Source organism: Streptomyces sp. NPDC101191 (assembly GCF_044767915.1).
In the GTDB taxonomy this organism is placed as follows: domain Bacteria; phylum Actinomycetota; class Actinomycetes; order Streptomycetales; family Streptomycetaceae; genus Streptomyces.
Map to the genome: position 1 here is coordinate 81,394 of NZ_JBIWOU010000003.1, position 23,995 is coordinate 105,388.

Sequence of the window (23,995 nt, forward strand, 5' to 3'; positions counted from 1 at the left end):
CGCCCTCCAGGAACCGCGCATCGAACTCCCCCTGCTCTCCTCCACGTTCCGTGTCTGCTTCTGTTACACCGCTCGCCGCCTCCGGGTTCCCGTCTCCGTCCCACCAATTTCCGCGACTTCCGCGGCTGCCGCGCCCTCCGCGGCTCCCCCGGCTCCCCCGCCCCAGTAGCCCCACAGCCCCACAGGCCCACAGGCCCACCGGCCCACCGGCCCGCAGCCCCGTGGGCCCAGAGCCGGCAGCACGCGCCACCGAGCACCGCAGCCCCTCCCCCGACCCCCGCAGCACCGCCCGAGCCCCGCGGCGCCGCAGCCCCCGCGCCCCGACATCCCGCGACCGGCCCCGGCTACCTCCCGAGCCGCCCGAACCGCCGTACCGCCAGCGGGAAGAAGACCGCGAGCAGCACCAGTGGCCACGCCACCGCCGCGCCCACCCAGCCCGGTTCGCCGCCGGGACCGCCGAACAGGTCACGGACGGCGGTCGCCGTCGCCGACATCGGGTTCCACTCCACGACCGTGCCCAGCCAGCCCGGCATGGCGTCGGGCGAGGCGAAGGCGTTGGAGAGGAAGCCGACCGGCCAGACCAGGATCTGCACGGCCTGCACGAGCTCGGCGCGCCCCGCGAGCAGGCCGAGGAAGATCCCGATCCAGAGCATCGCGAAGCGCAGCAGGAGCAGCAGCCCCACCGCGCCCACGAAGGCCCCGAAGCCGCCGTGCACCCGCCAGCCGATCGCGTGGCCCACCCCGATCATCAGGAGCAGCCCCACGGTCGACTGCAGCATGTCGGCCGCCGCCCGCCCCACGAGCACCGCGCCGTCCGCCATCGGCATGGCGCGGAAGCGGTCGATCACGCCCTTGTTCAGGTCCTGGGTGACCGCGGTCAACGTCCCTTCGAGGCCGAAGACCATGGTCAGCGTGAGCATCCCGGGGACGAGGAAGTCGACGTAGTCGCCCTCGACGGCCCGCCCGCCGCCGACGAGGTAGCCGAACATCAGCAGCATCATGACCGGGAAGACCAGCCCGACCACCACCTGGACCGGTTGCCGCGCCCAGTGGGCCAGCTCCCGGCGGGTCATGGTCCAGCAGTCGCTCACCGCGTACGCCGCGCTCATGCGGCCACCTCCTCGGCCCGGGCGCTCGTCAGGTGCAGGAAGACCTCGTCGAGCGTGGGCCGCCGCAGGGCGATGTCCTCCGCCTCGATCCCGGCCGCTTCCAGGGCCCGTACGGTCTCGGCGAGCGAGGCCATCCGGTCCCGCACGGGGGCGCTGATCCGCCGCCGGTCGCGGTCGACGTCGGCCTCGGCCGTGCCCGACGGCAGCAGTCGCAGCGCCTCGTCGAGCCGGGCCCCGTCACGGACGACCACGTCGATCCGGTCCCGGCCGACCCGGGTCTTCAGCTCGTCGGGGGTGCCGTCGGCGACCACCCGCCCCTGGTCGACGACGGAGATCCGGTCGGCCAGCTGGTCGGCCTCCTCCAGGTACTGGGTGGTCAGCAGCACCGTCGTGCCCCCGCCGACCAGCGAGCGCACGGACTCCCAGACCTCGCCGCGCCCGCGCGGGTCGAGCCCGGTGGTGGGCTCGTCGAGGAAGAGCACCTCCGGGTCCGTGATCAGCGAGGCGGCCAGGTCGAGCCGCCGCCGCATGCCGCCGCTGTACTGCCGTACGGCCTTGCGGCCGGTGTCGGCGAGCCCGAAGCGTTCCAGGAGCTCCTCCGCACGCCCCACCGCACGCCGGGCGCCCAGGTGGTGCAGCCGCGCGAACATCTCCAGGTTCTGCCGGCCGGACAGCTCCTCGTCGAGCGCCGCGTGCTGCCCGAGCAGCCCGATCCGCCGCCGCACCTCGGCGGCCTCCCGCCGTACGTCGTGCCCGGCCACCCGCACCTCGCCCTCGTCGTGCCGGAGCAGGGTGGCCAGGACCCGTACCGTCGTGGTCTTCCCGGCGCCGTTCGGGCCGAGCAGCCCGTGCACCGTGCCGCGCCGGACGGCCAGGTCGAGCCCGTCCAGCGCCTGCTTCCGTCCGTACCGCTTCCGCGCGCCCTTCACGAGGATCGCGTCGTCCACTGACATCTCTTTCCTCCCGAAAACCATGTAGTCAAATTTGACCACCATCAAGCCGGGGGAGGTTATGCCCTCCCGGGCAACTAGTCAAACTTGATTACGCACGGGATCACGCGCGGGATTGCCCGCGCCTCAGCCCGCCTTCTCGTCGTCCGGGTGCGGACCCGTCGCGTACGGGTTCTCCTCGCCCTCCGCGAGAACGCCCACGAAGGGCTCGCCCTCGCCCGCGAACACGTACGCCCCGCCCTCGATCCGGTCGATCAGGCCGAGCGTCCATTCCCGGCTGGAGTCGGCCGAGTGCACCCAGAGGTGCATGATCTCCCCGATGTGGCCGAGCTGCCCGGGACCGCCCTCCGGGGTGTAGTACGTGGTGACCGCCGCCCGCCACTCGTCCAGGCCCCGCACCCGGGCCCGGAGCAGCTCCACCGCCTCGTCCCGCGGCAGGTCCACGACGAAGCCGAGGGCCGCCGACAGGACGTCCATCTCCTGGTCGTACGTGGACAGGGCCGCGCGCAGCAGCCGGAGGTACTCCTCGCGGCCGGCGTCCGTGATCTCGTACTCGACCCGCGGCGGACCGCCCGCCGTGCTGGGCGCGATCTCGTCGGCCGCCAGCAGTCCCTGCTTCGCCATCTGCTTCAGCGCGTGGTAGATCGAGCCGGGCTTGGCGTTGGACCACTCGTGCGCGCCCCAGTACTCCAGGTCGTTGCGCACCTGATAGCCGTGGGCGCGGCCGTGCATCTTGACCGCGCCCAGGACGAGAAGGCGGATCGCCGACATCCCGCGGACCTCCCTGGTCAATTTCGACCAGGGTAGGCCAGGGGCGACGGCGGGACGGGGAGCGGGGCAGGGCGGCCCGGCTCAGCCCTGCTGCTTCTCCAGCTCGATCAGCTCGAAGGAGCCCTTGCCGTCGAGCGACTCCCGGATGATGTCCGCGTGCCCGGCGTGCCGGCCGATCTCCTGGACCAGGTGCAGCAGCATCCAGCGCACCGACACCCGCCCGTCCTTCGGGAACCAGGGCGCCGGCGGCAGCGGGAAGGTGTCGTCCAGGCTCGGTGCGTTCCGGACGAACTCCTCCGTCTCCTTCGCCACGCCCTCCCAGAAGGCCACGGTCTCAGGGATCGACTCGCCGTCGAGGAGCCGGAAGGCCTCGCCCCAGGTCTCCCGGGTCCGCTGCCGCTCGTTCGGCCGCTGCTGGGCCAGCCGCAGCCAGTTGAGCTCGACCTCCGCGACGTGCTTGACCAGTCCGGAGAGGCTGAGCTCACTGGCGCTGGGGCGGCTCGCCGCCTGCTCCTCGGAGAGTCCGAGGGTCGCCCGCACGACCGCGGCACGCTGTGCCTCGATGAAGTTGAGGAACGCGCCGCGCTCGTCGCCGGGGGTCTCCGCAGGAACAAGAGCAACCATGATGTCCGCCTTCCGTATGCGTCCTTAGCCGTTCGCCGGAGCCTCAGCCCCTCCGACAACGACCACGCTACGGACCCTTGCGGACAGCTACGGTCCTCAATCCGGAATTGACCGACGCGGAAGTGGAGCCGTGGCTAGAACGGGAAGCGGCTGCGCCCGTACTGGATCGAGATCCACTTCTGCGTCGTGAAGGCCTCGATCATCGCCGCGCCGTTGAGCCGGCCGATGCCCGACTGCTTCTCGCCGCCGAACGGCACGATCGGCTCGTCGTGCACGGTGCCGTCGTTGATGTGGATCATGCCGGTGTGGATGCGCTTGGCGATCCGCACACCCCGCTCGATGTCACCGGTGTGCACGGCGCCGCTGAGCCCGTAGGGGGTGTCGTTGGCGATCCGTACGGCCTCGTCCTCGCCGTCGAAGGGCACGATCAGGGCCACCGGGCCGAAGATCTCCTGGTTGAGGACGGGCGCGTCGGCGGCGATGCCGCCGAGGACGGTCGGGGAGACCAGGCTGCCCTCGACCGAGCCGTGCAGCAGGGCGGTCGCACCGCCCGCGACGGTCTGGTCGACCAGCGCGGCGACAGCCTCCGCCTGCTGGGAGTTGATGAGCGGGCCGATGTGGGTGGCCGGGTCGGCCGGGTCGCCGACCCGCAGGGTCTTCACCTTGGCGACGAACTTCTCGGTGAACTCCGCCTCCAGGGTGCGGTCCACCAGGATGCGGTTGGCGGCCATGCAGACCTGGCCCTGGTGCACGAAGCGGCTGAAGACCGCCGCGTCGACCGCGTAGTCGACGTCGGCGTCGTCGAGGACGATCAGGGCGCTGTTGCCGCCGAGTTCGAGGACGGCGTGCTTGAAGTGCTGGGCACAGACCGTGGCGACGTGACGGCCGGTGCGGTCGGAGCCGGTGAAGGAGATGACCTTCGGGACCGGGTGGGTCAGCAGGGCGTCGCCGATCTCGGCGATGTCCGTGACGACGACGTTGAGCAGTCCGGCCGGCAGACCGGCGTCCTCCAGCACCTTGGCGACCAGGGTGCCGCCGCAGATCGGGGTGTTCTGGTGGGGCTTGAGCACGACCGCGTTGCCCAGGGCGAGGGCCGGGGCCACCGACTTGATCGACAGGAGGAAGGGGAAGTTGAAGGGCGAGATGACGCCGACGACACCGACCGGGAGGCGGTAGACGCGGTTCTCCTTGCCGTCCACGGGGGACGGCAGGATGCTGCCCTCGGGGCGCAGCGCCAGCTGGATCGCCTCGCGCAGGAACTCCTTCGCCAGGTGCAGCTCGAAGGCGGCCTTCAGGCGCGTGCCGCCGAGCTCGGCGACGATGGCCTCCGCGAGCTCGTCCTCGCGCTCCTCGACGATCCGCAGCGCCCGCTCGAAGACGAGCCGGCGGGTGTACGGGTTGGTCTCGGCCCACTCCGCCTGCGCGCGCTCGGCGGCCCGGTAGGCGCGGTCCACCTCGGCGACGGTCGCGATGGTGATCGCGGCCAGCTTCTCCCCGGTGTACGGGTTGAAGTCGATGATGTCCCACGAGCCGCTGCCGGGCTTCCACTCGCCGTCGATGTACTGGTGAGCCAGTTCGGTGAAGTAGGCCGAAGACGAAGCAGACGCCATGGAACGAGACCCCTTACCCGCGGTGGCGGATTTCGGCATGGACAGCTGCCGCGTCACAACTGTCTCACTGATGTCTCGTCATCGTACTGACGTATCAGGAGAGTTGAAGGAGTCCTCGGAGAAGATCACGGCTTTCCGCGGGATCGGGGCTGTCGGCCTGCAGCCGCTCCAGCACCCGGCCGTACTGCGCCACTTCCTCGCGCTTGTCGAGATACAGGGCGCTGGTCAGCTGTTCCAGGTAGACGACGTCCGAGAGGTCCGACTCGGGGAAGCTCAGCAGGGTGAAGGCGCCGCTCTCGCCCGCGTGCCCGCCGAAGCTGAAGGGCATGACCTGGAGCGTGATGTTCGGATGCTCCGAGACCTCGATGAGATGCCTCAACTGTCCCTGCATGACGCCCCGGTCGCCGTACGGACGGCGCAGCGCGGCCTCGTCGAGGACGGCGTGCAGGTGCGGGGCGTTCTCCGACACGAGGACCTTCTGACGCTCCAGGCGCAGCGCGACCCGGCGCTCGATCTCCGCGTGCGGGGCGCCGGGCATGCCCCGGGTCACGACGGCGTGGGCGTACGCCTCGGTCTGCAACAGGCCGTGGACGAACTGGACTTCGTAGAAGCGGATGAGGGAGGCGGCGCCCTCCAGGCCGATGTACGTCTGGAACCAGCCCGGGAGCACGTCGCCGAAGCTGTGCCACCAGCCGGCCACGTTGGCCTCGCGGACGAGGCTGAGGAGCGCGCCGCGCTCGTTCTCGTCGCTGACCCCGTAGAGCGTGAGCAGATCCTCGACGTCCCTGGCCTTGAAGCTCACCCTTCCCAACTCCATACGGCTGATCTTGGATTCGGACGCTCGGATCGAGTAGCCGGCGGCTTCCCGGGTGATGCCGCGCGATTCGCGCAGTCGCCTCAACTGGGAGCCCAGCAGAATGCGGCGCACCACGCTCCCGCTCGCCCCGCTCGATTCGCCTGCCGTCACGGCTCCAGCCTCCCCTTCACGGTGCTGCTCTCGCTGTCGAGCCCCCGTCGAGCCCCGGATTCTGCCACTAAACGCTTCAGCGCGTACACATTCGATTACGGATAGACGGCGGGTTCCGGGCACCCGCGGTCCGCGGGGCGGACGACTTATGCACAGATTAGGCACGGGGCCGGACAGGTCCGGCGCGTGCACGTGCATCTGCCCTTGCATCCCCACGGCGCATTCGGAACCATGGTGCTCGCGCAGCGCGTACTCGCGCGGGCTGCCGCACCGTTCTCGCACCGCCTTTGTCGCACCACCGCCGCGATTCCCGGGAGTGCCTCGCATGGGACCGAATGGATCGACCATGCTCGAGCCGTTACGGCAGGGACTTCCGCCGATCGATCCCGCGACGGTCTCCAACTCCGCCTCCTGCGCACTCCCACCCCGCTACGAAGCGGTCCGCGGTGCGCGGACCTTCACCCGGCAGACGCTCGGCAACTGGGATCTGTCCGACCGTTTCGACGACGTCGCCCTCGTCGTCTCCGAACTGGTCACGAACGCCCTGCGGCACGCGGTGCCGGGCGAAGCGGCCCCGGAGCACGAGGAAGGCCTGAATCCGCCGGTCCGGCTGCACCTCATGCGCTGGGCCTCGCGCCTGGTGTGCGCCGTGCGCGACCCCAGCCGGGAGAGCCCGGAGGCGCGGCAGAGCGAGGAGGACTTCGCCGCCGAGTCGGGCCGGGGGCTGTTCCTGGTGGAGTCGTTCAGCGACAGCTGGGGCTGGCACCCGCTCGCGGGCACGCTCCAGGGCAAGGTGGTGTGGGCGCTGTTCCGGCTGGCGCCGGAGTAGTCCGCCACGACATACGGAGAAGGGCCCCGGGGGCAGCAGCCGCCCGGGGCCCTTCGCGTTCCGCTGTTCACACCAGGTGGTCGAACTCGCCGTCCTTGACGCCCAGGAGAAGGGCCTCTATCTCGGCGGGCGTGTAGACGAGCGCGGGGCCGTCGGGGTGCCGTGAATTGCGCACGGCGACGTTCCCTCCCGGCAGCTTGGCGAACTCCACGCAGGACCCCTGGGAGTTGCTGTGCCGGCTCTTCTGCCACACGACACCACGAAGCTCCGTGGCCGCCATGCCGTTGTACGCGTGGTGCGCGTGATGCACTGGTAGCTCCCCGAGATCTTTGGTGCAGGTGTCAACTTCCTCGGATCATAGCTGTGTTCACATGCCGATGCATGAGCAGATGCACGTGCACGCGGGGTGGCGTAGCGACTACACGACTCAGCGTGCTACTCCCCGGTACGCCGGAACGGACGGCTCCCACCAGCATGTTGACCCACATGGGCTGGGACGCAGCCGCGGCCCCTCCGGTTCACGAGCCGGGCATCCCGTCGAGGCCGGCCAGGCGCCTGCCCGTACGGTCGTACAGGGCGAGGTCCGGCGTACTGCCCGGGTCCCGCAGCGAGGCCGGCAGGTGCGCGTACCAGACGCCCCAGCCCGGCCGGCCCGGCAGCTCCAGCAGGGTCGCGAGCGCGGTCCGGCCGTCCGCGTCCCGCAGCTCGACCCGGCCCACCGCGCGCGTTCCGTAATAGAGCCCCGACAGGAAGATCCCGGACGGGCCGCCCTCCGACTGGGCCGAGATCCCCGGCGTGGACGTCTCCACGTTGCCGTCCGTCACACTGCGGAAGTTCTCCTCGCTCTCCGGCCCCGACCAGTGCTTGCCCTCGCTCGTCAGCCACACCCGCCAGCCCCGGCCCGCGTCCACCCGCTGCCCTGCCTCCACCACGCGCACCGGCGTCACCTGGGGCGCGGTCACCCGGCCCGGTCCGGCCGTGCCCGTCGGCAGCGCCGGGACGGACGGCACCAGCGGGGCGAGCCGGACCGGCCGCTGTTGCTCCCCGGGCAGGGCCAGCGCCGCCACCGTGGCCGCGCCGGACACCGACAGCACCGCGAGGGCCGCCAGCGTCACCGTCCGCCGCCGCCGGTGCGCCAGCCCCCGCCGCCGAACGGCCGCCAGCGGCACCGGACCCGGCGTGACGTCGTACGCGGCCCGCGCGAACACGGCCCGGAGGCGGTCGTCCGTGGCGGGATCGGGGCCGGGTGCACCGGGGGAGGCGGGATCGGGGCCGGGGACGCCGAGGGAGGCGGGCGCAGGGCCCGAGGCGGGGTCGGGGCCGGAATCGGCACCGGCATCTGGGCCGGGGCCGGGGGCCGGGGTCATCACCGGACTCCGGTGCGGGTGGGGGTCATCATTCGGCTCCGGTGGGGGTGTCGGGCATCATCGGGCTCCCGCGGGCGCGGAGGGAAGGGTGAGGCCCGGATGGCTCCGCAGCGCCGCGAGACCGCGCCGGGCGTGCGTCTTGACCGTACCGATCGAGCAGCCGAGCACCGTCGCGATCTCCTGCTCGCTCAGGTCCTCCCAGTAGCGCAGCACCATGACCGCCCGCTGCCGCGCGGGCAGGTCGGCCAGTGCGGCGAGCAGCGCGGTGCGCTGCTCCACCGACTCGGCGTGCCCTCCGGACGCGTGGCGCAGCGACTCCGGCAGCACCGGCGTCAGCAGGTGCACCACCCGCTTGCGGCGCAGCCGGCTGAGGTTGTTGTTGACCAGCGCCCTGCGCACGTAGAGGTCGATCTCCTCGCGCGGCACCCGCCGCCAGCGTCCGTACACCTTGGCGAGGGTCGTCTGCACCAGGTCCTCGGCCTCGTGGAAGTCGCCCGTCAGGAGCTGTGCCGTGCGCACCAGCCGGGGCCAGGCGGCGACGGCGAACGCGGCGAAGCCGTCGTCCGCGTCGGTGGACTCCTGCGGTGCGGGCTCGTACGACACGCTGACGGACCTCGTGCTCGCTGCGGGTGAGGGGCAGGGCCCGCCCCGTGCCGGGCCCTGCCATGAGACACGCATGACGAGGGGTCAGGCGTTCCAGCCCGGCAGGTCCGCGAGCAGCCGCCCGTTGCGGTCGTAGAGCGCGACGGCGGCACCGCCCCTGCCCTCCGGACCGGTGTGCGCGTACCAGACGCCCCAGCCGGGCCGTCCGGGCAGTTCGAGCAGGGTGGCGGAGGTCTTCCTGCCGTCCGTGCCGGTCAGCACGACCTTCCCGACCTTCTTGGTGCCGTAGTAGAGGCCGGAGTGGAAGACGCGGACCGGGTCGCCCTGCGACTGGTGGCTGACGCCCGGCCGGGACAGGTCCACGTTGCCGTCGACGACGCTGCGGAAGTTCTCGTAACCGTCGGGACCCGACCAGTACTTGCCCTCCCCGGTCAGCCACACCGCCCAGCCCTGGCCGGCGTCGACGCGCTCGCCGGAGGCGACGACCCGGACGGGGGACGGGGCCTTGGCCGCAGCGGACAGGAGGGGAGCGGCCGCGGGCCGGGCGGACGCGGCAGGGTGGGACGCGGTCTGGGCGGACGGGGCGGACGCGGTGCGAACGGCGGCCCGGTCCGGGGCGGCGACGGCGGGCGCCGCGGCGGTCGTGCACACGGCCACGACCACGGCCGCGGCCCACAGGTACTTCTTCATACGGTGGCTCCTGGTCTCCGATGAGCTGTCCTCACCCCTTCCAACCCCCCTCCGCCGTATCCCGGATGACATGCCGTACGCAAAATCTCAGCTGTCGCGGCGAAGGACCGCCGTCAGCTCGTCCAGGGCCTCCAGGAGCAGCACGGCCCCCTTGCGCAGCAGGAAGTGGTCCGGGCCGTCCCTGTCCCAGGCCGCGACCGTCTCCCGCAGGTCGTCCCAGTGGGGCGGCTTCCGCTCCCGCAGCTCCCTCGCGCCCCGTTCGGTCGCCCGCCGCAGCGCCTCCGCCAGGGCGGCCGCCTCCGGCACCGCCGGCGCGCCGCGCTCCGGGAGGTGCGCCTCCAGGAGCATCGCGACCCGCCCGAACTGGGCCAGGGCGTGCTCGGCGTCGTCCGCCGCCGCGTGCGACAGACCCCGGTGCCGAACCGGCTCGTGGGTGGCCCGGGCCACGCCCTCCTGCCAGGCGATACGGGCCTCGCGGGCATCGAGCAGCGCCTCGCGCACGTCCGCGCAGGCGGGCCCGGCCGGGTGGGCGTAGTGACCGACGACGGAGGCCGCGTACCGCCCGCTGGTCTTCAGCCAATCGGCGAGCCGACCGCTCAGCCGGGGTGTCTCCCAGGCCGGATAGACGGCGTACGACAGCATCGCGAGCACCCCGCCGAGGAGCGTGAGGAGCACCCGGTCGCGGACGGTCTGGGCGGCACCCTCGCCGGCCATGCCGAGCAGGAAGACCACGTACGCGCCGACGAAGGCCTGCGTCACCGCGTACCCGGTGCGCATCAGCAGGTACATCCCGAAGGCGCACAGGACGGCGAGCGTCGCCAGCGCGTAGGTGCCCGGATGCCCGGCCTGCACGACGCCCGTCGCGAGGGCCACCCCGACGAGGGTGCCGCCGAAGCGGGCGACGGAACGCCCGTACGTCTGCGAGAAGTCGGGACGCATCACCATCACCGAGGCCAGCGGCGCCCAGTAGCCGTGCCCCAGCGGGAGCGCCGTGCCCAGGAGATAGCCGGCGGTCGCCACGGCCGTCACCCGGATCGCGTGCCGCAGGATCGGCGACTCGTGCCGCAGCTCGGCCCGCATCCGGGCCGTCGCGACCGGCACCAGCCGCATGAGGGTGGGCCGGCTGCGGGCCCCGGCCGCCGTCTCCGTCCGCGGCTCCGCCGTCTCCACGACGTCGCCGAGCAGGGCCGCGAGGCGGGTCGCGGCCCGGCGCGGTGCGCCGGTCAGGATCGCGCCGGTGTCCGGCGTGCGGAGCGCGGCGAGCGCGGGCGGCGGCAGCACGACCGGTTCGCCGTGCCGGATCGCGTGCGCGCAGGCGTCCAGGACCTCGCCGGCCGCGGCGAGCAGCTCGCGGACCCGGTCCCGCTCCGGCCCCTCGTCCGCCGCCCCCACCGCCGGGTCCGCGAGCGAGGCCAGCACCGGCCGGATCCGCTCCGCGAGCCCCCGCGCCCCGTGCAGCTCGGCGGGCCGGCGACGGGCCTGGCGCGGGGTGACGGCGGCCGCGCTGCGGGCCGCCATCAGCGGCACGGGGTCGAAGGCGGCGATCGGGTCCTGCCGGAGCCGACGCGCGTAGTCCGCCTCCGCCGCGAGGGCGTCGGCGAGGGCGTCGCGCTGCACGCCCCAACGGCGCACGGGCAGCAGCACGATCAGCGCGGCCTGCACCAGGCCGCCGACCGCGATCATCGCGGCATGACCGGCGGCGGTCGCCACGGACGTGGGAAGGGTGACGGTGACCAGCATGATCGCCACGTTCGAGGAGGCGATGAGCCCGACGGTCGGACCGGCGGCCCAGGCGAGCCCGGACAGGAAGGTCCACACCGCGAGGAGGACGAGGAAGAGAAGGATATGGGCCCCGGTCAGATAGCCGAGGAACGTCGACACGGCCAGACTCGCCCCGGAGGCGAGCGCCAGTGTCGGGCGCGGCCGGTACGAGCGTTGGAAGGTCGCGATCGCCGCCTGGAACGCCCCGAACGCCGACGCGGCCGCCACCGACGGCCCGAAGAACGCGAGCGACATCCCCACGACGAGCGCCAGCCCGAGCGCACCCCGCGCGGCGACGGCCGGTTCCAACCGCCGGCGCTCGACCCGGAGCCCCGAGCGCGCGGTCTCCTTCAGCGCCCGGAGCCAGCTCATGGGGCGAGCCTAGTCGCGACGGCGGGCGAATCAGGCATTCGAGGCGTTGCGGGCGGGGAGGCGGCCGACGAGGTGACGGGGAGGCGGCGACGTGCCCCTGTCTGTCCTGGGAGGCGGCGAGGCGCCCCTGTCGGTCCCGGGAGCCGGCGAGGCGCCCCTGTCCTGGGAGGCGGCGAGGCGCCCCCGTCTGCCCTGGGAGCCGGCGAGTCCGCGGCGACAGGTCCGCCAGCGGTCCCGCCCCGCGGTGGCGCGCCCAGGCCCGCCAGCGGATCCCGCCCCGCGGTCGCGGCGGCAGGTCCGCTACCGGATCTCGCCCCGCGGTGGCGCGCCCAGGCCAGCGCGGTCCGCCGCAGACGTCCCATGGTCCCAGCCCGCCTCGTCCCAGGCGGCGCGGACCCGGGTCGTCCGGGTCTCCGGGAACAGCTCGTCCGTGCGGGTGGTGACCGCCACCTCGCGCGACGCGAGGGCCGGGAGCAGCGTCGGGGTCTCGGCGGCGACCCGGCGGGTCGTCGCGGAGAGGCGGGCGCCGAGCCGGTTGGCGTAGGCGAGCAGGAAGGACTGCCGGAAGGACTTGGTGCGCTTGCGGCCGCCCTTGCGCTGCTCGGCCTCCGCCCGGGTCATCGCCGCGGTGCCCTGGACGAGCAGGGAGGTGTAGAGCAGCTCGACCGGTTCCAGATCGGCCTCGAAACCGACGACCGTCGAAAAGCCATAGGCCTCGTTCCACACGGCCCGGCAGTGGTTCGCCGTGGCGACCGCGTCGAGCAGGATCGCCTTGGCCTGCTCGTACGGCGGGTCCACCCCGATCCGGATGGCCCCGGGCGTCTCCGGCGAGGGCGCTCCGGCGGCCAGCGACGCCTCGTCGAGGCTGTGCCGGGCCATCAGCTCCTGGGCCTTGGCCGTCAGGGCCTCGGCCTCCTCCGCGTAGGTGGTCGCCTCGGCCTTGGCGAGCAGCGCGCGGATCCTGGTCAGCATCTTCGGCTCGCCCGCGACGGCGGGCGGCAGGGCCTCGCCGGGCACTGGCCCGACGGCGTCGAGGCGGGGCAGCCGTACGAGGAGCCGGTAGAGCTCCAGCGTGGTGGTCGCGTTGGAGAAGCGGTCGGCCGGCGGCCTCTCCTCGGGGTCGAACGCGTCGAGCTGGGCCTGCCAGCGGTGCGGGAGCCGCTCGTAGCCGGCCGTCTCGGACCGTACGAGCGAGACGAGCAGGCGCACGTGCTCGTCGGCGAGTTCGCGGCGGGCCATGCGGACGAGATCGGCGGGCTGCCAGCCGCGTGTCCACAGAGTGCGGACGAACTCGCGTCCCCGCCGGGCGAGTTCGGCGTCGGCCGAGCGATCGGCGGCAAGGAGGGAGGCGGCGGTGTCGAGCGCGTGGTCGTCGCGGCCGTCCCCGTAGAGCGCCTTGAGGGCCTCTCCTACGGTGCCCACGCCTGCGCCCATGCTCTCGTTCCCGCCCTCGCTCTTGCCCTTGCTCCTGCTCTCGCCCTTGCCCTGGCTCCTGCTCCGACTCTTGCTCTCGTCGCTGTTCTTGTTCTTGTTCTTGTTCTTGTTCGTGTTCTCGTTCTTGTCGGCGCTCATGCGGGATGCCTCGCGTCGAACGCCTCGCGGGACCGGGCGATGACGGCCCGGTGGTCGAGGGACCAGTCGACCAGTTGCCTGATCAGGTGGGTCATGCTGTGGCCGGTGTCGGTGAGGGAGTACTCGACCTGCGGCGGAGTGGTCGGGAAGACCTGTCGCGCGACGAGGCCGTCCCGTTCCAGGCGGCGCAGCGTGAAGGTGAGCATGCGCTGCGAGACGCCCTCGACGAGACGCTGAAGCTCCCTGAACCGCCTTGGCCCGGCGGCCAGTTCGACGACCACATGGACGGTCCACTTGTCACCCAGCCGGTCCTGGACATCGCGCACGCCGCACTCGTCGGCGCAGCTGACGACCGGGGCGGCGACGTCGGGGGCGGTGCCGTCCGGAGTGGCGACGTCCGGGACGGCCTCGGTCCCGACGCCCACCCGGGTGGTTACGTCGGTGTGCCCCTCCGACATCAATGTGCCTCCTTACGAGATCCTCCCCGCCTCGGCACGATGGTCCCGGGCGCTCACTTCACCGCCATCATCCATGCTCAGGGGGAATCCATGCTGCTCGTCACCGGTGTCTCCGGCGCACTCGGCTCGCTCGTCGCGGAGCGGGTCGCCGGCCGCGAGGACGTCGTCCTCGGCACCCGCGCCGGTCTGCCGGGCACCCGGCACGTCGACTTCGACGCCCCGGACACGCTCCCGGAGGCCTTCGCCGGGATCGACACGCTGCTGCTGATCTCGGCCGGGTACGGGGAGGACGACGTGGTCGTCGCCCGCCATGAGGCCGCGATCTCGGCCGCGGAGCGGGCCGGCGTCGGTCACGTCGTCTACACGAGCCTTTCCGGGGACGGCGACCACCTCACGTACGCACTGGCCCACCGCTGGACCGAGCGGCGGCTGCGGCGGTCGACGGCGGACTGGACGATCCTGCGCAACGGCCTCTACGCCGAGTTCCTGACCTGGATCGCCACGCCCGGCGCCGACAGCCGGCTCACCGGTCCGCTCGGCACGGGCGGTCTCGCCGCCGTCGCCCGCGCGGACCTCGCCGACGTCGCGGTCTCCGTGGCCTCCGATCCGGCACCGCACGCGGGCCGCGTCTACGAACTGGTCGGCGAGCGCGCCCTGGGCGGCGCGGAGCTGGCGGAGGCGCTGGGCGCCACGTACGCGCCGGTGACGCTCGCGGAGGTCCGTTCCGCCCTCGCTGCGTCCGGGGCGCAGGCCTTCCAGGTGCCGATGCTCGCGAGCACGTACTCGGCGATCGCGCACGGCTTTCTGGACGGCTCGGGCGTGAAGAGCGACCTGCGCGAACTGCTGGGCGGGCGGGAGCCGCTGGATGCGCTGCAGATCTTCGCGACGGCGGTACGGGAGGGGCGGGCGGACCGGTAGGTAGGCCTGGCACTACCTCGGGGACGCCTGCTGGTGGTCGTGATCGGGAGGCGCGGAAACGGTTCGCTTGAGGCATGCGACCGAACCCCTCGAAGCTCCCGTCGGGCCCTCCGGACCCGTCGACCCAGCCGACCCAGCCGGGCGGCCGGCCGGCCCTGGCGGCCCCGTCGACCCGTCCGGCTCCGTCGACCCTGACGACCCCGTCGGCCCCTCCGGCTCGGTCGACCCTGACGACCCCGTCGCCCCTGGCGATCGCGTCGCCCCTGGCGTTCGCGTCGGCTCCGGCTCCGACACCCGCTCCGGCACCGGCGTCCGGAGCCGTGGCGCCCGTGGCGGTGCGCATTCGCGGTCTGCGCCGCCACCACCGAGACGTGCGCGCCCTCGACGGGGTGGATCTCGACCTTCCCGCCGGGACGTTCACCGCCGTCATGGGCCCGTCCGGCTCGGGCAAGTCGACGCTGCTGCAGTGCGCGGCCGGCCTCGACCGCCCGACGGCGGGCAGCGTGGAGATCGACGGGGTCCCGCTGGCGGGCCTGAGCCCGCGCCGCCTCACGCTGTTGCGGCGTGGCCGGATCGGCTTCGTCTTCCAGTCCTTCAACCTGCTGCCGTCGCTCACCGCCGCCCAGAACGTCGCCCTGCCGCTGCGGCTGGCCGGCCGCCGCCCGTCCCGTACGCAGGTACGGGACGCCCTCGCCCGCGTCGGACTCTCAGGCCGCGAGCGCCACCGCCCCGGGGAGCTCTCCGGGGGCCAGCAACAGCGCGTGGCCCTCGCCCGCGCCCTGATCACCCGCCCTGCGGTCCTCTTCGCCGACGAGCCGACCGGTGCCCTCGACTCGGCCACCGGCCGCGAGGTGCTGACCATGCTGCGTGCACTGGTCGACGGCGACGGGCAGACGATCGTCATGGTCACCCACGACCCGGTGGCGGCGGCCTGCGCCGACCGGGTGGTCTTCCTGGTCGACGGGCGGGTGCAGGGGGAACTGACCGGGCCCACGACGGACGCGGTGGCGGCGCGCATGGCGGGGCTGGAGACGGCCGTGCCCCTCGCCCCGACCACCAGGGCCGCCGTGGCCCGGAAGGCAGGTGCCCCGTGCTGACCGTCGTTCTTGCCGGGCTGCGGGCCCGCTGGGCCTCCTTCGTCGGCGGGTTCACCGCGCTGACGCTCGGGGTCGGGCTCGTCGCCGTCATGGGGCTCGGACTGTCCGCCACCCTCCGTGCGCCCGAGCGCGCCCCGGAGCGATTCGCTTCGTCACCCGTGGTCGTGCAGGGTCGGGACCGGATCGCCGTGGAGGTGCGGCGCGGACCGGGAACGGCCGTGGTGACGACACCACTCGACCGTCCACAGCCTGTGGACAGAGAACTGTTGCGCGAACTGCGCGCCCGATGGACGGTCACGACGTCCGCCACCGACACCACCACCCCGGCCGCTCCCGCTCCTCCTTCTGCTACTCCTGCTGCTCCTCCTCGTTCTGCTACTCCTGCTGCTGGCATCCCCCTCGCCGCCGCACCCCCCGACGGTCCCGACGCCGTCGGGGTCGACGCCCCCGCGGCCGAGGTCCGGGCCCTCGTCGGCGACCGGGCGCGGGTCCTCACCGGTGCGGAGCGACGGGCGGTCGACCCGGAGGCGGCGCGGGACGCCCAGGCGCTCGTCACCCTCAACGCCCTGCTCGGCACCGCCGGGGGCGTGACCACCTTCGTCTCCGTCTTCGTCGTCGCCTCGACCTTCGCCTTCGCCGTGGCGCTGCGGCGCCGCGAGTACGGCCTGCTGCGGATGGCCGGAGCCACCCCCGGCCAGGTTCGGCGGATGCTCCTCGCCGAGGCGACGGGTGTCGGGATCGCGGCCTCCGCCGCCGGCTGCCTGCTCGGCGCCTGGGGCGCCTCCCGGCTCGCCCGGGTGCTGGTGGACGGCGGGGCGGCCCCGTCGTGGTTCGCGATCGACCCGGGGGCGGCGGCCTGGCCGTACCACCTGGCCTTCTGGACCGGGACGACCGTCGCCCTGGCGGGTGCGCTGGCGGCGTCCCGTCGGGCCGGGCGGGTCGGGCCCACGGCCGCCCTGCGCGAGGCGGACGTCGACGCCGACGTCCTGCCGCGGGGCAGGGCGCTGCTGGGTGCGGCCCTGCTCCTGACCGGCGTGGGCCTGATGGTGTGGACGTGCGTCACGGAGCCGTCCGAGCTCCTGAAGCGCAAGACGTACACGACCCAGCCGATGCTGCTGATCACGGGCGTCGCCCTGCTCTCCCCGCTCCTCGTGCGGCCGGCCGCACGGGCGGTACGGCTGTGGGGGGCGACGGGGATGCTCGTACGGGAGAACAGCGCGGCGGCCGTCCGCCGTACCGCCGCCGTCGCCGCCCCGGTCCTGGTGACGGTCGCCCTCGCGGGCACGCTCCTCGGCTCGGCGGCGACGGTGACGGGCGCCAAGGCGGCAGAGGCCCGGCGGCAGACGACGGCGGCGTACGTGACGACGCCGGGGAAGGCCCTCCCGCTCCCGGCCGCCTCTGCGCCCGTGCCCCCGGCGCCCACGCCCGTGCCCCCGGCGCCCTCGTCCGTGCCCCGCGCGTCGGTCGCCTCCACCGGAGCGACCTCGGTCTTCGTACGGGAGGGGGCGGAGGCCCTGGTCAAGTACGGCGCACGGGCCGTCGCCGACCCGGCCGCCTGGGCCTCGTACGCGCGGCTGCCGGTGGTCGCGGGCGACCTTCGGAAGCTGGACGACGGATCGATCGTCGTGAACGAGGAGTTCGAGCGACGGACCGTCGGGGAGACGGTCGAGGTGTGGCGGGCGGACGGCCGGGGGCCGGTGCGGCTGCGTGTCGTGGCGGTGCTCGCGAAGGGGACGGGCGCCAACGGACCGTACGTGACCTGGGCGAACGCGCCGGGCGCGACGGTCGACCGGATCGACGCGGACCGGCCGGTGCGCGTGCCCGGCGGGACCGTACGGACGGCCGACGCCTGGGCGGCCGCCACCCATCCGACGACGACCCCGCAGACCCGTCTCGGCCTGCTCCTGGTCCTCGGCATCGCGCTCGTCTACACGGTGATCGCCCTGGCCAACACCCTGCTCATGGCCACTTCGGTCCGGGGCCCCGAACTGACCGCCCTCCGCCTGGCCGGCGCCACCCGGGCGCAGGTCCTGCGGGTGGTCGCGGGCGAGTCGCTGCTGGCCACGGCGATCGGCGCGGTCCTGGGCCTGGCCGTCACGGCCCTCTGCCTCGGCACCCTGGGCACCGGCCTCGCGGCCCTCTCCGCCCCGGTCGCCATGGCCGTCCCCTGGGCCGCCCTCGGCCTGGCGGCGGGGATCTGCGCGGCGGTCGCGACGGCGGCGGCGACCGTCCCCGCGTGGCGGCTGTCGCGCTGAGGGGCGAGGCTGGTGAGTCGGGACGGGACAGGGACTGGGGTCGGAGCCGGGTCCCTGTCCCGTCCCGCTTCGCCGGGGGTCCGGAAAGCGAGTCCCAGGACGGCCTGGGGGCGAGTCGCGGAAACGGCCTCGGGCCGGCGCACGCAGCCCCGCCCGACTGTCAGTGGCGGGCGATAGCTTCCCCTGAACGGACACCTAATCGGGGGCAAAGGGGGGCGACCGTGCATCTGCACCTGCGCGCTGCGGCGGAGACGGACCTACGGGACGACCACGTGTGGCTGACCGCCTTCATGGGCATGGCCTGGGAGAACCACGAGGTCGAGTGTGCGGCGGGGGTGTCCGACTCCGTCGAGAAGGACTTCCGGACACTCCACGAGCTGTACGAGGCGAGCGCCGAGAGCGACGCCTGGCTCCCGGTCTTCGGCGGCCGCCAGCCCGCCGGGGCCCCCTCCGAACGGCTCGCCCATCCGCCCCTGATGCTGCTCACGCCGGACGAGACGGTGCGGGCCGCGGCCTTCCTGACCTCGGTGTCCTTCGACGACCTGTGGTCCCGCGCAGGTGCCGGGATCCACGCCTCCTTCGGCCCGGGCTGGCCGGAGACCACGGTCCGCGAGATCTTCCGATCGCACCACCGGGACCTCCGCGCCTTCTACGCACGAGCGGCGGCGTCGGGCCACACCGTCCTCAAAGCCGGCTGGTTCTGACAGGCCCGCGTCCGACCGGGCCTCGCCCCTCCGTGCGGGCAGGGCGAGTGGGCCTGCCCCCGGACGGCGTCGGCAGCCGGCGCGTGTTCCCTCCGGCGGCCCGCGGCGCGGGTCGGCGGTCAAGGGTCACGCCGCGTTCCACGCCTCCGTCGTGCAGCCCGTCTCCCAGTGCCACCACCCGTCCTCCGTCCCCCGCTCCAGCACCGCCTTGATCTCCCTCATCGGGGCATCGGCCGGCACCGTGAGGGCCACGAGCGGGAAGTCGCCACTGAAGGACTCGCCACCGAGTCCGAAGGGCGCGAGGCGTTCGTGGACCGCCCGGGCGTCCGGGCCGAGGGGCCCGGAGCGGACGGGCAGGACGCGGACCGTGACGTTCCCGGACGCGGCCGCCCGGCCCGTGGCCCAGTGCATGCCCTCGGCGTCCGTCGTGTAGCGCACGACGTCCCCCTCGGCCACGCCGTCCTGCAGGAACGGCACGTTCGCCACCTGAGCCGTGCCCTCGCCGACCCGGACGGCCCACAACCCCTCGGTGTCCTGCGGAAGCCAGCCCTCGCGGGGGACGAAACGGAACCAGATCTTGATGCGATCGGCGGGTGTGCTCACCCGGCGAGGTTAGCCCCCGCGACCGCGGACCGCCCCCGGGAGCGAGGCCCGGGGACACCCTTGAACAAGCCCCGGGACACCCGGGAGCGAGGCCCGGGACAACGTTGGGCGAGGCACGAGGCCCGGGACACCCCTGAGCGAGGCCCGGAACACCCCCGTGATCCCGGACCGCGCCGCCGCTTCCCCCACCCGGGCTGACCGGGCCGCCCCGCCGCTGATCGCGATGCCACCGGCCGGCCGGACTCCCTACGGCAGCAGCACCAGCTTCCCCCGCACGTGCCCCGCCTCGCTCAGCTCCTGCGCCCGCGCCGCCTCCTTCAACGGCAGGGTGTCCGCGATGTCGAGCCGCAGCCGGCCGTCCACCGCCAGGGCCGCGAGCCCGGTCAGCCACTCGCGGGCGGTCGCCGCCTCGACGGTGACACCGGAGAAGACGATGCCGTGCTCGGCCGCGTCCGTGGCCGCGATGGTCACGATGCGCGAGGTCTCGCCGCCGAGCAGCTCGATCGACACGGGCAGGGTGTCGTGACCGGCGGCGTCGAAGACCGCGTCGACGCCCTGCGGGGCTGCCGCGCGAACCCGGTCGCCCAGGCCCTCCCCGTACGTCACGGGGGTCACGCCCAGCTCCCGCAGGAACGCGTGGTTCCGCTCGGACGCTGTGCCGATCACCGTCACGCCGGCCGCGACGGCCAGCTGGGCGGCGACCGCGCCGACCGCGCCCGCGGCGCCGTGCAGGAGCAGCGTCTCTCCGCGCTCCACTCCGAGCAGTTCCAGGACGCGCTTGGCGGTCTCGCCGGCGACCGGAATGCTCGCGGCACTCTCCCAGGACAGGCCCGCGGGCTTGCGGGCGACGACGTCGGCGATGGCGTACTCGGCGTACGCGCCGGTCCTGCTCCAGCCGAACACCTCGTCGCCGACACCCAGTTCGGTGACTCCCTCGCCGAGCGCGTCGACCGTGCCCGCGAACTCCAGACCGGGCACCGCCGGGAACGCCGTCGGGTAGAACGCCTCCACCCACCCGTAACGGCGCTTCCAGTCCACCGGGTTGACGCCGACCGCCGCCACCTTCACCCGTACCTCACCGGGTCCGGGCAGGGGCACCGTCACGCCCGCCTCGTGGCGCAGCACCTCGGGGCCGCCGAACTCCTCGTACACGATCGCTTCCATGGTTCCCCCATGTCCTGAACTCGGTTTCGATGGGACAAGCCTCCGTCACGGACCACTCCGCCCCCGCCATCCGAACGAACAGGCCCACCTGACCGAAAGAACGGCCGTAGCCTGCCCCCATGGAACTCATGGCGGACCCCACGGCACCCCTCCCGACCCCTCCCGCAGCCGAGCCCGCCGCGGCCGGGCCCCTCACGGCCGAAGCGGCCGCCACCGAACCGCCCCCGGCCGGAGCCGTTCCGCCGGCCACCCCGGAGCTCACCTCCCAACCCGCCGCCCTCACCGCCCTCCTGGCCGCGCACGACATCCTGCGCCAACCCCTCGGCGAAATCCTGCCCCGCCTGTCCGAGCTCCTCGCCCCGCTCGTCCCGCACCGCGCCGCCGCCGAACTCTCCACGCACTGCGCGCACTCGCCGTTCAAGCGGACCGGTGACGTCGACGTGCCGTTCACCGCCGCCGAGCTCACCCCGCTCCTGGCCGCCGTCGACGCCGGCCGGCCGTGGCAGGGCCGGGCCGCGGCCGTCGGCGGGGCGGAACGCGACGTGATCGCGGTACGGAGCGACGCCACGCCCCGGGGATCGGTCCTCGTGCTCGTACGGGAGGACGGCGCAAGGCCCGTCGGACCGGCCGAACTCGCCCTGGTCCAGGCCCTGTGGGACCTGGTAACCAGCCACTTCGACCGCTTCGCGAGCGAGGCGATGCCGGGCGCACTGGCCCGTTCGCGGGCGGCAGCCGACACGCGGGCGCGGGTCACCGCCGAACTGACCACCGCGCACGCGGCCGCCCTCTCCGGTCTGCTCGGGGTGCTCCGCAGCCGCGCCCTGGACGACTCCGCCGCCCGCGCGACCGCCACCGATCTGGCCGTGTCGGCGCTGATCGAGCTGCGGGCCGAGTCCCAGCGGGACCGCTCGGTGGCGGAGGAACCCGCGTTCGAGGCCTTCGCCCGGCTCGCGGACGACCTGCGCCCGATGCTGCGGCACAGCCCGGTACGGCTCGAACTCGGCCCCCCGGACGGCCCCGACGCCACCCGCACCCTCCCGGCGGACCTGGCGCACGGCGCACGCGCGATCGTCCGGGCGCTGCTCCTGGTGGTACTGGAGCAGGAGGCGGTGTCCCGGGTGCACGTCGGCTGGACGCTGACCGAGCACGAACTGCGCGCGACCGTGCGGGACGACGGGCCCGGCCTCCTCGACGCCTGCCCGGTGGGCGCGGGCAGCGTCACCGACCGCCTGGAGGTCCTCGGCGGGCGCCTGGAGCTCGACGCGGTGCCCGGCTGGGGCACGACGCTCGCCGCGACCCTGCCGCTGTCCACCCCGGACGCCCCGGTCGCCGCGATGGACCCGCTGAGCGGCCTCGGCGGGCGCGAGATCGAGGTCCTGACCCACCTGGCCCTCGGGCACCGCAACCGGCAGATCGCGCAGGAGCTGCACATCAGCGAGTCCACGGTGAAGTTCCACGTCGCCAACATCCTGAACAAGCTCGGCGTCGGCTCCCGCGGAGAGGCGGCCGCCCTGTTCCACAGGGCGGCGTGACGGCGGGGCCGGACGCCGGATCCCTCGCCCCCGCCCTCCCGAGGCCCCGCCCTCCCGAGGCCCCGACCGCTCGGCAGCCCGCAGCCCGGCGACCCGACGGCCCGACGACCGCCGCCCCCGCCGCCCGGCGACCCGACGGCGCGCCGCCCTGACGGCGTCTCCCTGGCACCTGACGGCATTACCAGACAGAACGGCCCGAAAGCCCCCTTTGTCAGTGCTGGGTGCCAGACTCGCACCCGTGAACGAAAGGTGGGCGCTCGCGCCCGAGCCGGAGGGGGACGGGGCACTGCTCGTCCCCCTCGGCGGCGACGGCCTGCCCGCCGGGGAGGTGCGGCGCGAGGCGGACCTGGTGGCGGCCGTCCGCTCCCGGCCGGACGTCGCCCGCTGGGTGTGGCGGAACACCGCCGAGGTGTATCCGCGGCTGCTCGCCGCGGGCGTGCGGGTGGAGCGGTGCTACGACATCGAGGACGCCGAGCAGCTCCTCCTCGGTCACGAGGGCCGGCTCGGCGAGCCCCGCTCGGCAGCGGCCGCATGGGCCCGGCTCCGGAACGCGCCGGTGCCGCCCGACCCGCCACTCAGAGCCGCCGAACCGACCACGCAGGACTCCCTCTTCGAGCCGGCGGCCACCACCACGACACTCCCCTTCGACGCGCTTCTCGCCGTGTACGCGGAACAGCAGCACCGCCACGACCGGGCCGAGCACCCCGGCCGGATGCGGCTGCTCACGGCGGCGGAGTCGGCGGGGATGCTGATCGCCGCCGAGATGCACCGGGCCGGGCTGCCGTGGCGGGCCGACGTGCACCGGGAGCTGCTGCACGAGCTGCTCGGCGAGCGGTACGCGGGCGGGGGCGAGCCGCGCCGGCTCGCGGAGCTGGCGGACGAGGTGTCCGCGGCCTTCGGGCGCCGGGTCAGACCGGATCTGCCCGCCGACGTCCTGAAGGCCTTCGCGCAGGCCGGCATCCGGGTGCGGTCCACCCGGCGCTGGGAGCTGGAGGAGATCGCGCATCCGGCCGTCGCCCCGCTCGTCGCGTACAAGAAGCTGTACCGGATCTGGACCGCGCACGGCTGGTCCTGGCTGGCCGACTGGGTGCGGGACGGGCGCTTCCGTCCCGAGTACCTGCCGGGCGGCACGGTCAGCGGCCGCTGGACCACCAACGGCGGTGGCGCGTTGCAGATCCCGAAGGTCATACGGCGGGCCGTGGTCGCCGACGAGGGCTGGCGGCTGGTGGTCGCCGACGCCGACCAGCTGGAGCCGCGGGTGCTGGCCGCGATCTCGCGCGACCCGGGGCTGATGGAGGTCGCGGGGCACCCCGACGACCTGTACACCCGGCTGTCCGACCGGGCCTTCTCCGGCGACCGCGACCACGCCAAGCTCGCGCTGCTGGGCGCGATCTACGGGCAGACCAGCGGTGACGGTCTGAAGAACCTGGCCGCGCTGCGCCGCCGCTTCCCGCGCGCGGTCGCGTACGTGGACGACGCGGCCCGGGCGGGCGAGGAGGGCCGGCTCGTACGGACCTGGCTGGGCCGCACCAGCCCACGGGCGGCGGGCACCGACGAGGACGGGGAGGCGGGCATCCCCCCGTCCGAGCTGCCCCCGGACTCCGGGGGCCCACCGGGGTCCGGGGGCTCCCAGGAGGGCGGGGCGGACGGGTACGTGCCGGGCTACGCGTCGACGGACGCCCGCGCCCGGGGCCGGTTCACCCGCAACTTCGTCGTCCAGGGCAGCGCCGCCGACTGGGCCCTGCTGATGCTGGCGGCCTTGCGGCGCGCCACCGCCGGAATGCGCGCCGAGCTGGTCTTCTTCCAGCACGACGAGGTGATCGTGCACTGCCCGGCGGAGGAGGCCGAGGCGGTGACGGCGGCGATCCGCGCGGCGGGCGACGAGGCGGGACGGATCGCGTTCGGCGAGACGCCGGTGCGCTTCCCGTTCACGACGGCGACCGTCGAGAGGTACTCGGACGCGAAGTGACGACCCGGCAGGACCCGACCCGCCATCCTGGCCGTGGCCCGGCTGCTCGGCCGCCCGAGGCGGGGACAGT

The 23,995-nt window shown here is 74.0% G+C and carries 22 protein-coding genes; 7 read left to right on the forward strand and 15 right to left on the reverse strand.

Annotated elements, in window-relative coordinates; translation table 11 throughout:
- Positions 1-344 precede the first annotated feature (344 nt).
- From ACIRQF_RS13545 to ACIRQF_RS13570, 6 genes are all read right to left on the reverse strand, one after another.
- Positions 345-1,109 carry an ABC transporter permease gene (locus ACIRQF_RS13545; protein ID WP_376626613.1) on the reverse strand — a complete coding sequence of 255 codons (765 nt, stop codon included), beginning with the start codon at positions 1,107-1,109 and terminating at the stop codon, positions 345-347.
- Complete coding sequence (locus tag ACIRQF_RS13550; RefSeq protein ID WP_404091925.1) at positions 1,106-2,062, reverse strand: ATP-binding cassette domain-containing protein; 957 nt, start codon at positions 2,060-2,062, stop codon at positions 1,106-1,108. The genes ACIRQF_RS13545 and ACIRQF_RS13550 overlap by 4 nt, the downstream gene beginning before the upstream one ends.
- A 123-nt stretch (positions 2,063-2,185) precedes the next feature.
- Positions 2,186-2,830, reverse strand: coding sequence for a PadR family transcriptional regulator (locus ACIRQF_RS13555; RefSeq protein ID WP_376627601.1), 645 nt, complete (start codon positions 2,828-2,830; stop codon positions 2,186-2,188).
- 81 nt (positions 2,831-2,911) lie between these two features.
- Entirely contained in the window at positions 2,912-3,454 is a 543-nt protein-coding gene (locus tag ACIRQF_RS13560; RefSeq protein ID WP_376626617.1) for a DinB family protein, read from the reverse strand.
- A gap of 134 nt (positions 3,455-3,588) precedes the next feature.
- Entirely contained in the window at positions 3,589-5,064 is a 1,476-nt protein-coding gene (locus ACIRQF_RS13565; RefSeq protein WP_404091928.1) for an aldehyde dehydrogenase family protein, read from the reverse strand.
- A 94-nt stretch (positions 5,065-5,158) separates the two neighbouring features.
- A complete protein-coding gene (locus tag ACIRQF_RS13570; protein WP_376626621.1) occupies positions 5,159-6,031 on the reverse strand; it encodes a helix-turn-helix domain-containing protein in 873 nt (290 codons plus the stop codon).
- Between the two features lie 325 nt (positions 6,032-6,356).
- Between ACIRQF_RS13570 and ACIRQF_RS13575 the strand changes: the two genes are divergently transcribed.
- The gene (locus ACIRQF_RS13575; protein WP_376626623.1) at positions 6,357-6,860 is read left to right on the forward strand and encodes an ATP-binding protein; all 504 of its coding nucleotides are present in this window, start codon (positions 6,357-6,359) and stop codon (positions 6,858-6,860) included.
- A gap of 67 nt (positions 6,861-6,927) precedes the next feature.
- On the opposite strand, the gene ACIRQF_RS13580 is transcribed toward ACIRQF_RS13575, so the two are convergent.
- The 7 genes from ACIRQF_RS13580 to ACIRQF_RS13610 form a co-directional block, all read right to left on the reverse strand.
- On the reverse strand, positions 6,928-7,140 hold the full coding sequence (locus ACIRQF_RS13580; RefSeq protein WP_030219358.1) for a DUF397 domain-containing protein: 213 nt from the start codon (positions 7,138-7,140) through the stop codon (positions 6,928-6,930).
- A gap of 238 nt (positions 7,141-7,378) precedes the next feature.
- Positions 7,379-8,227, reverse strand: a complete 849-nt coding sequence (locus ACIRQF_RS13585; protein WP_404091932.1) for a hypothetical protein — start codon at positions 8,225-8,227, stop codon at positions 7,379-7,381.
- A gap of 57 nt (positions 8,228-8,284) precedes the next feature.
- Positions 8,285-8,830, reverse strand: a complete 546-nt coding sequence (locus tag ACIRQF_RS13590) for a SigE family RNA polymerase sigma factor (RefSeq protein ID WP_404091934.1) — start codon at positions 8,828-8,830, stop codon at positions 8,285-8,287.
- Positions 8,831-8,914: 84 nt separating this feature from the next.
- Positions 8,915-9,520, reverse strand: coding sequence for a hypothetical protein (locus ACIRQF_RS13595; RefSeq protein ID WP_404091936.1), 606 nt, complete (start codon positions 9,518-9,520; stop codon positions 8,915-8,917).
- Between the two features lie 87 nt (positions 9,521-9,607).
- The gene (locus tag ACIRQF_RS13600) at positions 9,608-11,653 is read right to left on the reverse strand and encodes an FUSC family protein (RefSeq protein ID WP_404091939.1); all 2,046 of its coding nucleotides are present in this window, start codon (positions 11,651-11,653) and stop codon (positions 9,608-9,610) included.
- A 300-nt stretch (positions 11,654-11,953) separates the two neighbouring features.
- Entirely contained in the window at positions 11,954-13,087 is a 1,134-nt protein-coding gene (locus tag ACIRQF_RS13605; protein WP_404092834.1) for a DUF2786 domain-containing protein, read from the reverse strand.
- Between the two features lie 134 nt (positions 13,088-13,221).
- Positions 13,222-13,683 carry a winged helix-turn-helix transcriptional regulator gene (locus tag ACIRQF_RS13610; RefSeq protein ID WP_404091941.1) on the reverse strand — a complete coding sequence of 154 codons (462 nt, stop codon included), beginning with the start codon at positions 13,681-13,683 and terminating at the stop codon, positions 13,222-13,224.
- Positions 13,684-13,773: 90 nt separating this feature from the next.
- Between ACIRQF_RS13610 and ACIRQF_RS13615 the strand changes: the two genes are divergently transcribed.
- The 4 genes from ACIRQF_RS13615 (at position 13,774) to ACIRQF_RS13630 (ending at position 18,657) form a co-directional block, all read left to right on the forward strand.
- Positions 13,774-14,601: an NAD(P)H-binding protein gene (locus ACIRQF_RS13615; protein WP_404091944.1), complete on the forward strand. Its 828-nt coding sequence runs from the start codon at positions 13,774-13,776 to the stop codon at positions 14,599-14,601.
- Positions 14,602-14,921: 320 nt separating this feature from the next.
- Positions 14,922-15,698, forward strand: coding sequence for an ABC transporter ATP-binding protein (locus ACIRQF_RS13620; protein WP_404091947.1), 777 nt, complete (start codon positions 14,922-14,924; stop codon positions 15,696-15,698).
- On the forward strand, positions 15,692-17,953 hold the full coding sequence (locus ACIRQF_RS13625) for an FtsX-like permease family protein (RefSeq protein ID WP_404091950.1): 2,262 nt from the start codon (positions 15,692-15,694) through the stop codon (positions 17,951-17,953). The genes ACIRQF_RS13620 and ACIRQF_RS13625 overlap by 7 nt, the downstream gene beginning before the upstream one ends.
- Before the next feature lie 221 nt (positions 17,954-18,174).
- Positions 18,175-18,657: a DUF1877 family protein gene (locus ACIRQF_RS13630; RefSeq protein WP_404091953.1), complete on the forward strand. Its 483-nt coding sequence runs from the start codon at positions 18,175-18,177 to the stop codon at positions 18,655-18,657.
- Positions 18,658-18,783: 126 nt separating this feature from the next.
- Here the strand turns inward: ACIRQF_RS13630 and ACIRQF_RS13635 are convergent, their stop codons facing one another.
- Positions 18,784-19,260 carry a DUF4265 domain-containing protein gene (locus ACIRQF_RS13635; RefSeq protein ID WP_376626640.1) on the reverse strand — a complete coding sequence of 159 codons (477 nt, stop codon included), beginning with the start codon at positions 19,258-19,260 and terminating at the stop codon, positions 18,784-18,786.
- A gap of 246 nt (positions 19,261-19,506) precedes the next feature.
- Positions 19,507-20,424 carry an NADP-dependent oxidoreductase gene (locus ACIRQF_RS13640; protein WP_404091956.1) on the reverse strand — a complete coding sequence of 306 codons (918 nt, stop codon included), beginning with the start codon at positions 20,422-20,424 and terminating at the stop codon, positions 19,507-19,509.
- A gap of 119 nt (positions 20,425-20,543) precedes the next feature.
- Between ACIRQF_RS13640 and ACIRQF_RS13645 the strand changes: the two genes are divergently transcribed.
- Positions 20,544-21,956, forward strand: a complete 1,413-nt coding sequence (locus ACIRQF_RS13645; RefSeq protein WP_404091959.1) for a LuxR C-terminal-related transcriptional regulator — start codon at positions 20,544-20,546, stop codon at positions 21,954-21,956.
- A 238-nt stretch (positions 21,957-22,194) separates the two neighbouring features.
- Positions 22,195-23,925, forward strand: a complete 1,731-nt coding sequence (locus tag ACIRQF_RS13650; protein ID WP_404091962.1) for a bifunctional 3'-5' exonuclease/DNA polymerase — start codon at positions 22,195-22,197, stop codon at positions 23,923-23,925.
- Positions 23,926-23,995: the final 70 nt, after the last annotated feature.

What these genes read in the sequence shown, in the direction of transcription:
- ACIRQF_RS13580 (WP_030219358.1), bottom strand. Translation starts at nt 7,140, where the DNA reads ATGGCGGCCACGGAGCTTCGTGGTGTCGTGTGGCAGAAGAGCCGGCAC.
- ACIRQF_RS13575 (WP_376626623.1), top strand. Translation starts at nt 6,357, where the DNA reads ATGGGACCGAATGGATCGACCATGCTCGAGCCGTTACGGCAGGGACTT.
- ACIRQF_RS13610 (WP_404091941.1), bottom strand. Translation starts at nt 13,683, where the DNA reads ATGTCGGAGGGGCACACCGACGTAACCACCCGGGTGGGCGTCGGGACC.
- ACIRQF_RS13550 (WP_404091925.1), bottom strand. Translation starts at nt 2,062, where the DNA reads ATGTCAGTGGACGACGCGATCCTCGTGAAGGGCGCGCGGAAGCGGTAC.
- ACIRQF_RS13585 (WP_404091932.1), bottom strand. Translation starts at nt 8,227, where the DNA reads ATGACCCCGGCCCCCGGCCCCGGCCCAGATGCCGGTGCCGATTCCGGC.
- ACIRQF_RS13645 (WP_404091959.1), top strand. Translation starts at nt 20,544, where the DNA reads ATGGAACTCATGGCGGACCCCACGGCACCCCTCCCGACCCCTCCCGCA.
- ACIRQF_RS13605 (WP_404092834.1), bottom strand. Translation starts at nt 13,087, where the DNA reads ATGGGCGCAGGCGTGGGCACCGTAGGAGAGGCCCTCAAGGCGCTCTAC.
- ACIRQF_RS13640 (WP_404091956.1), bottom strand. Translation starts at nt 20,424, where the DNA reads ATGGAAGCGATCGTGTACGAGGAGTTCGGCGGCCCCGAGGTGCTGCGC.
- ACIRQF_RS13600 (WP_404091939.1), bottom strand. Translation starts at nt 11,653, where the DNA reads ATGAGCTGGCTCCGGGCGCTGAAGGAGACCGCGCGCTCGGGGCTCCGG.
- ACIRQF_RS13555 (WP_376627601.1), bottom strand. Translation starts at nt 2,830, where the DNA reads ATGTCGGCGATCCGCCTTCTCGTCCTGGGCGCGGTCAAGATGCACGGC.
- ACIRQF_RS13565 (WP_404091928.1), bottom strand. Translation starts at nt 5,064, where the DNA reads ATGGCGTCTGCTTCGTCTTCGGCCTACTTCACCGAACTGGCTCACCAG.
- ACIRQF_RS13560 (WP_376626617.1), bottom strand. Translation starts at nt 3,454, where the DNA reads ATGGTTGCTCTTGTTCCTGCGGAGACCCCCGGCGACGAGCGCGGCGCG.
- ACIRQF_RS13595 (WP_404091936.1), bottom strand. Translation starts at nt 9,520, where the DNA reads ATGAAGAAGTACCTGTGGGCCGCGGCCGTGGTCGTGGCCGTGTGCACG.
- ACIRQF_RS13545 (WP_376626613.1), bottom strand. Translation starts at nt 1,109, where the DNA reads ATGAGCGCGGCGTACGCGGTGAGCGACTGCTGGACCATGACCCGCCGG.
- ACIRQF_RS13615 (WP_404091944.1), top strand. Translation starts at nt 13,774, where the DNA reads ATGCTGCTCGTCACCGGTGTCTCCGGCGCACTCGGCTCGCTCGTCGCG.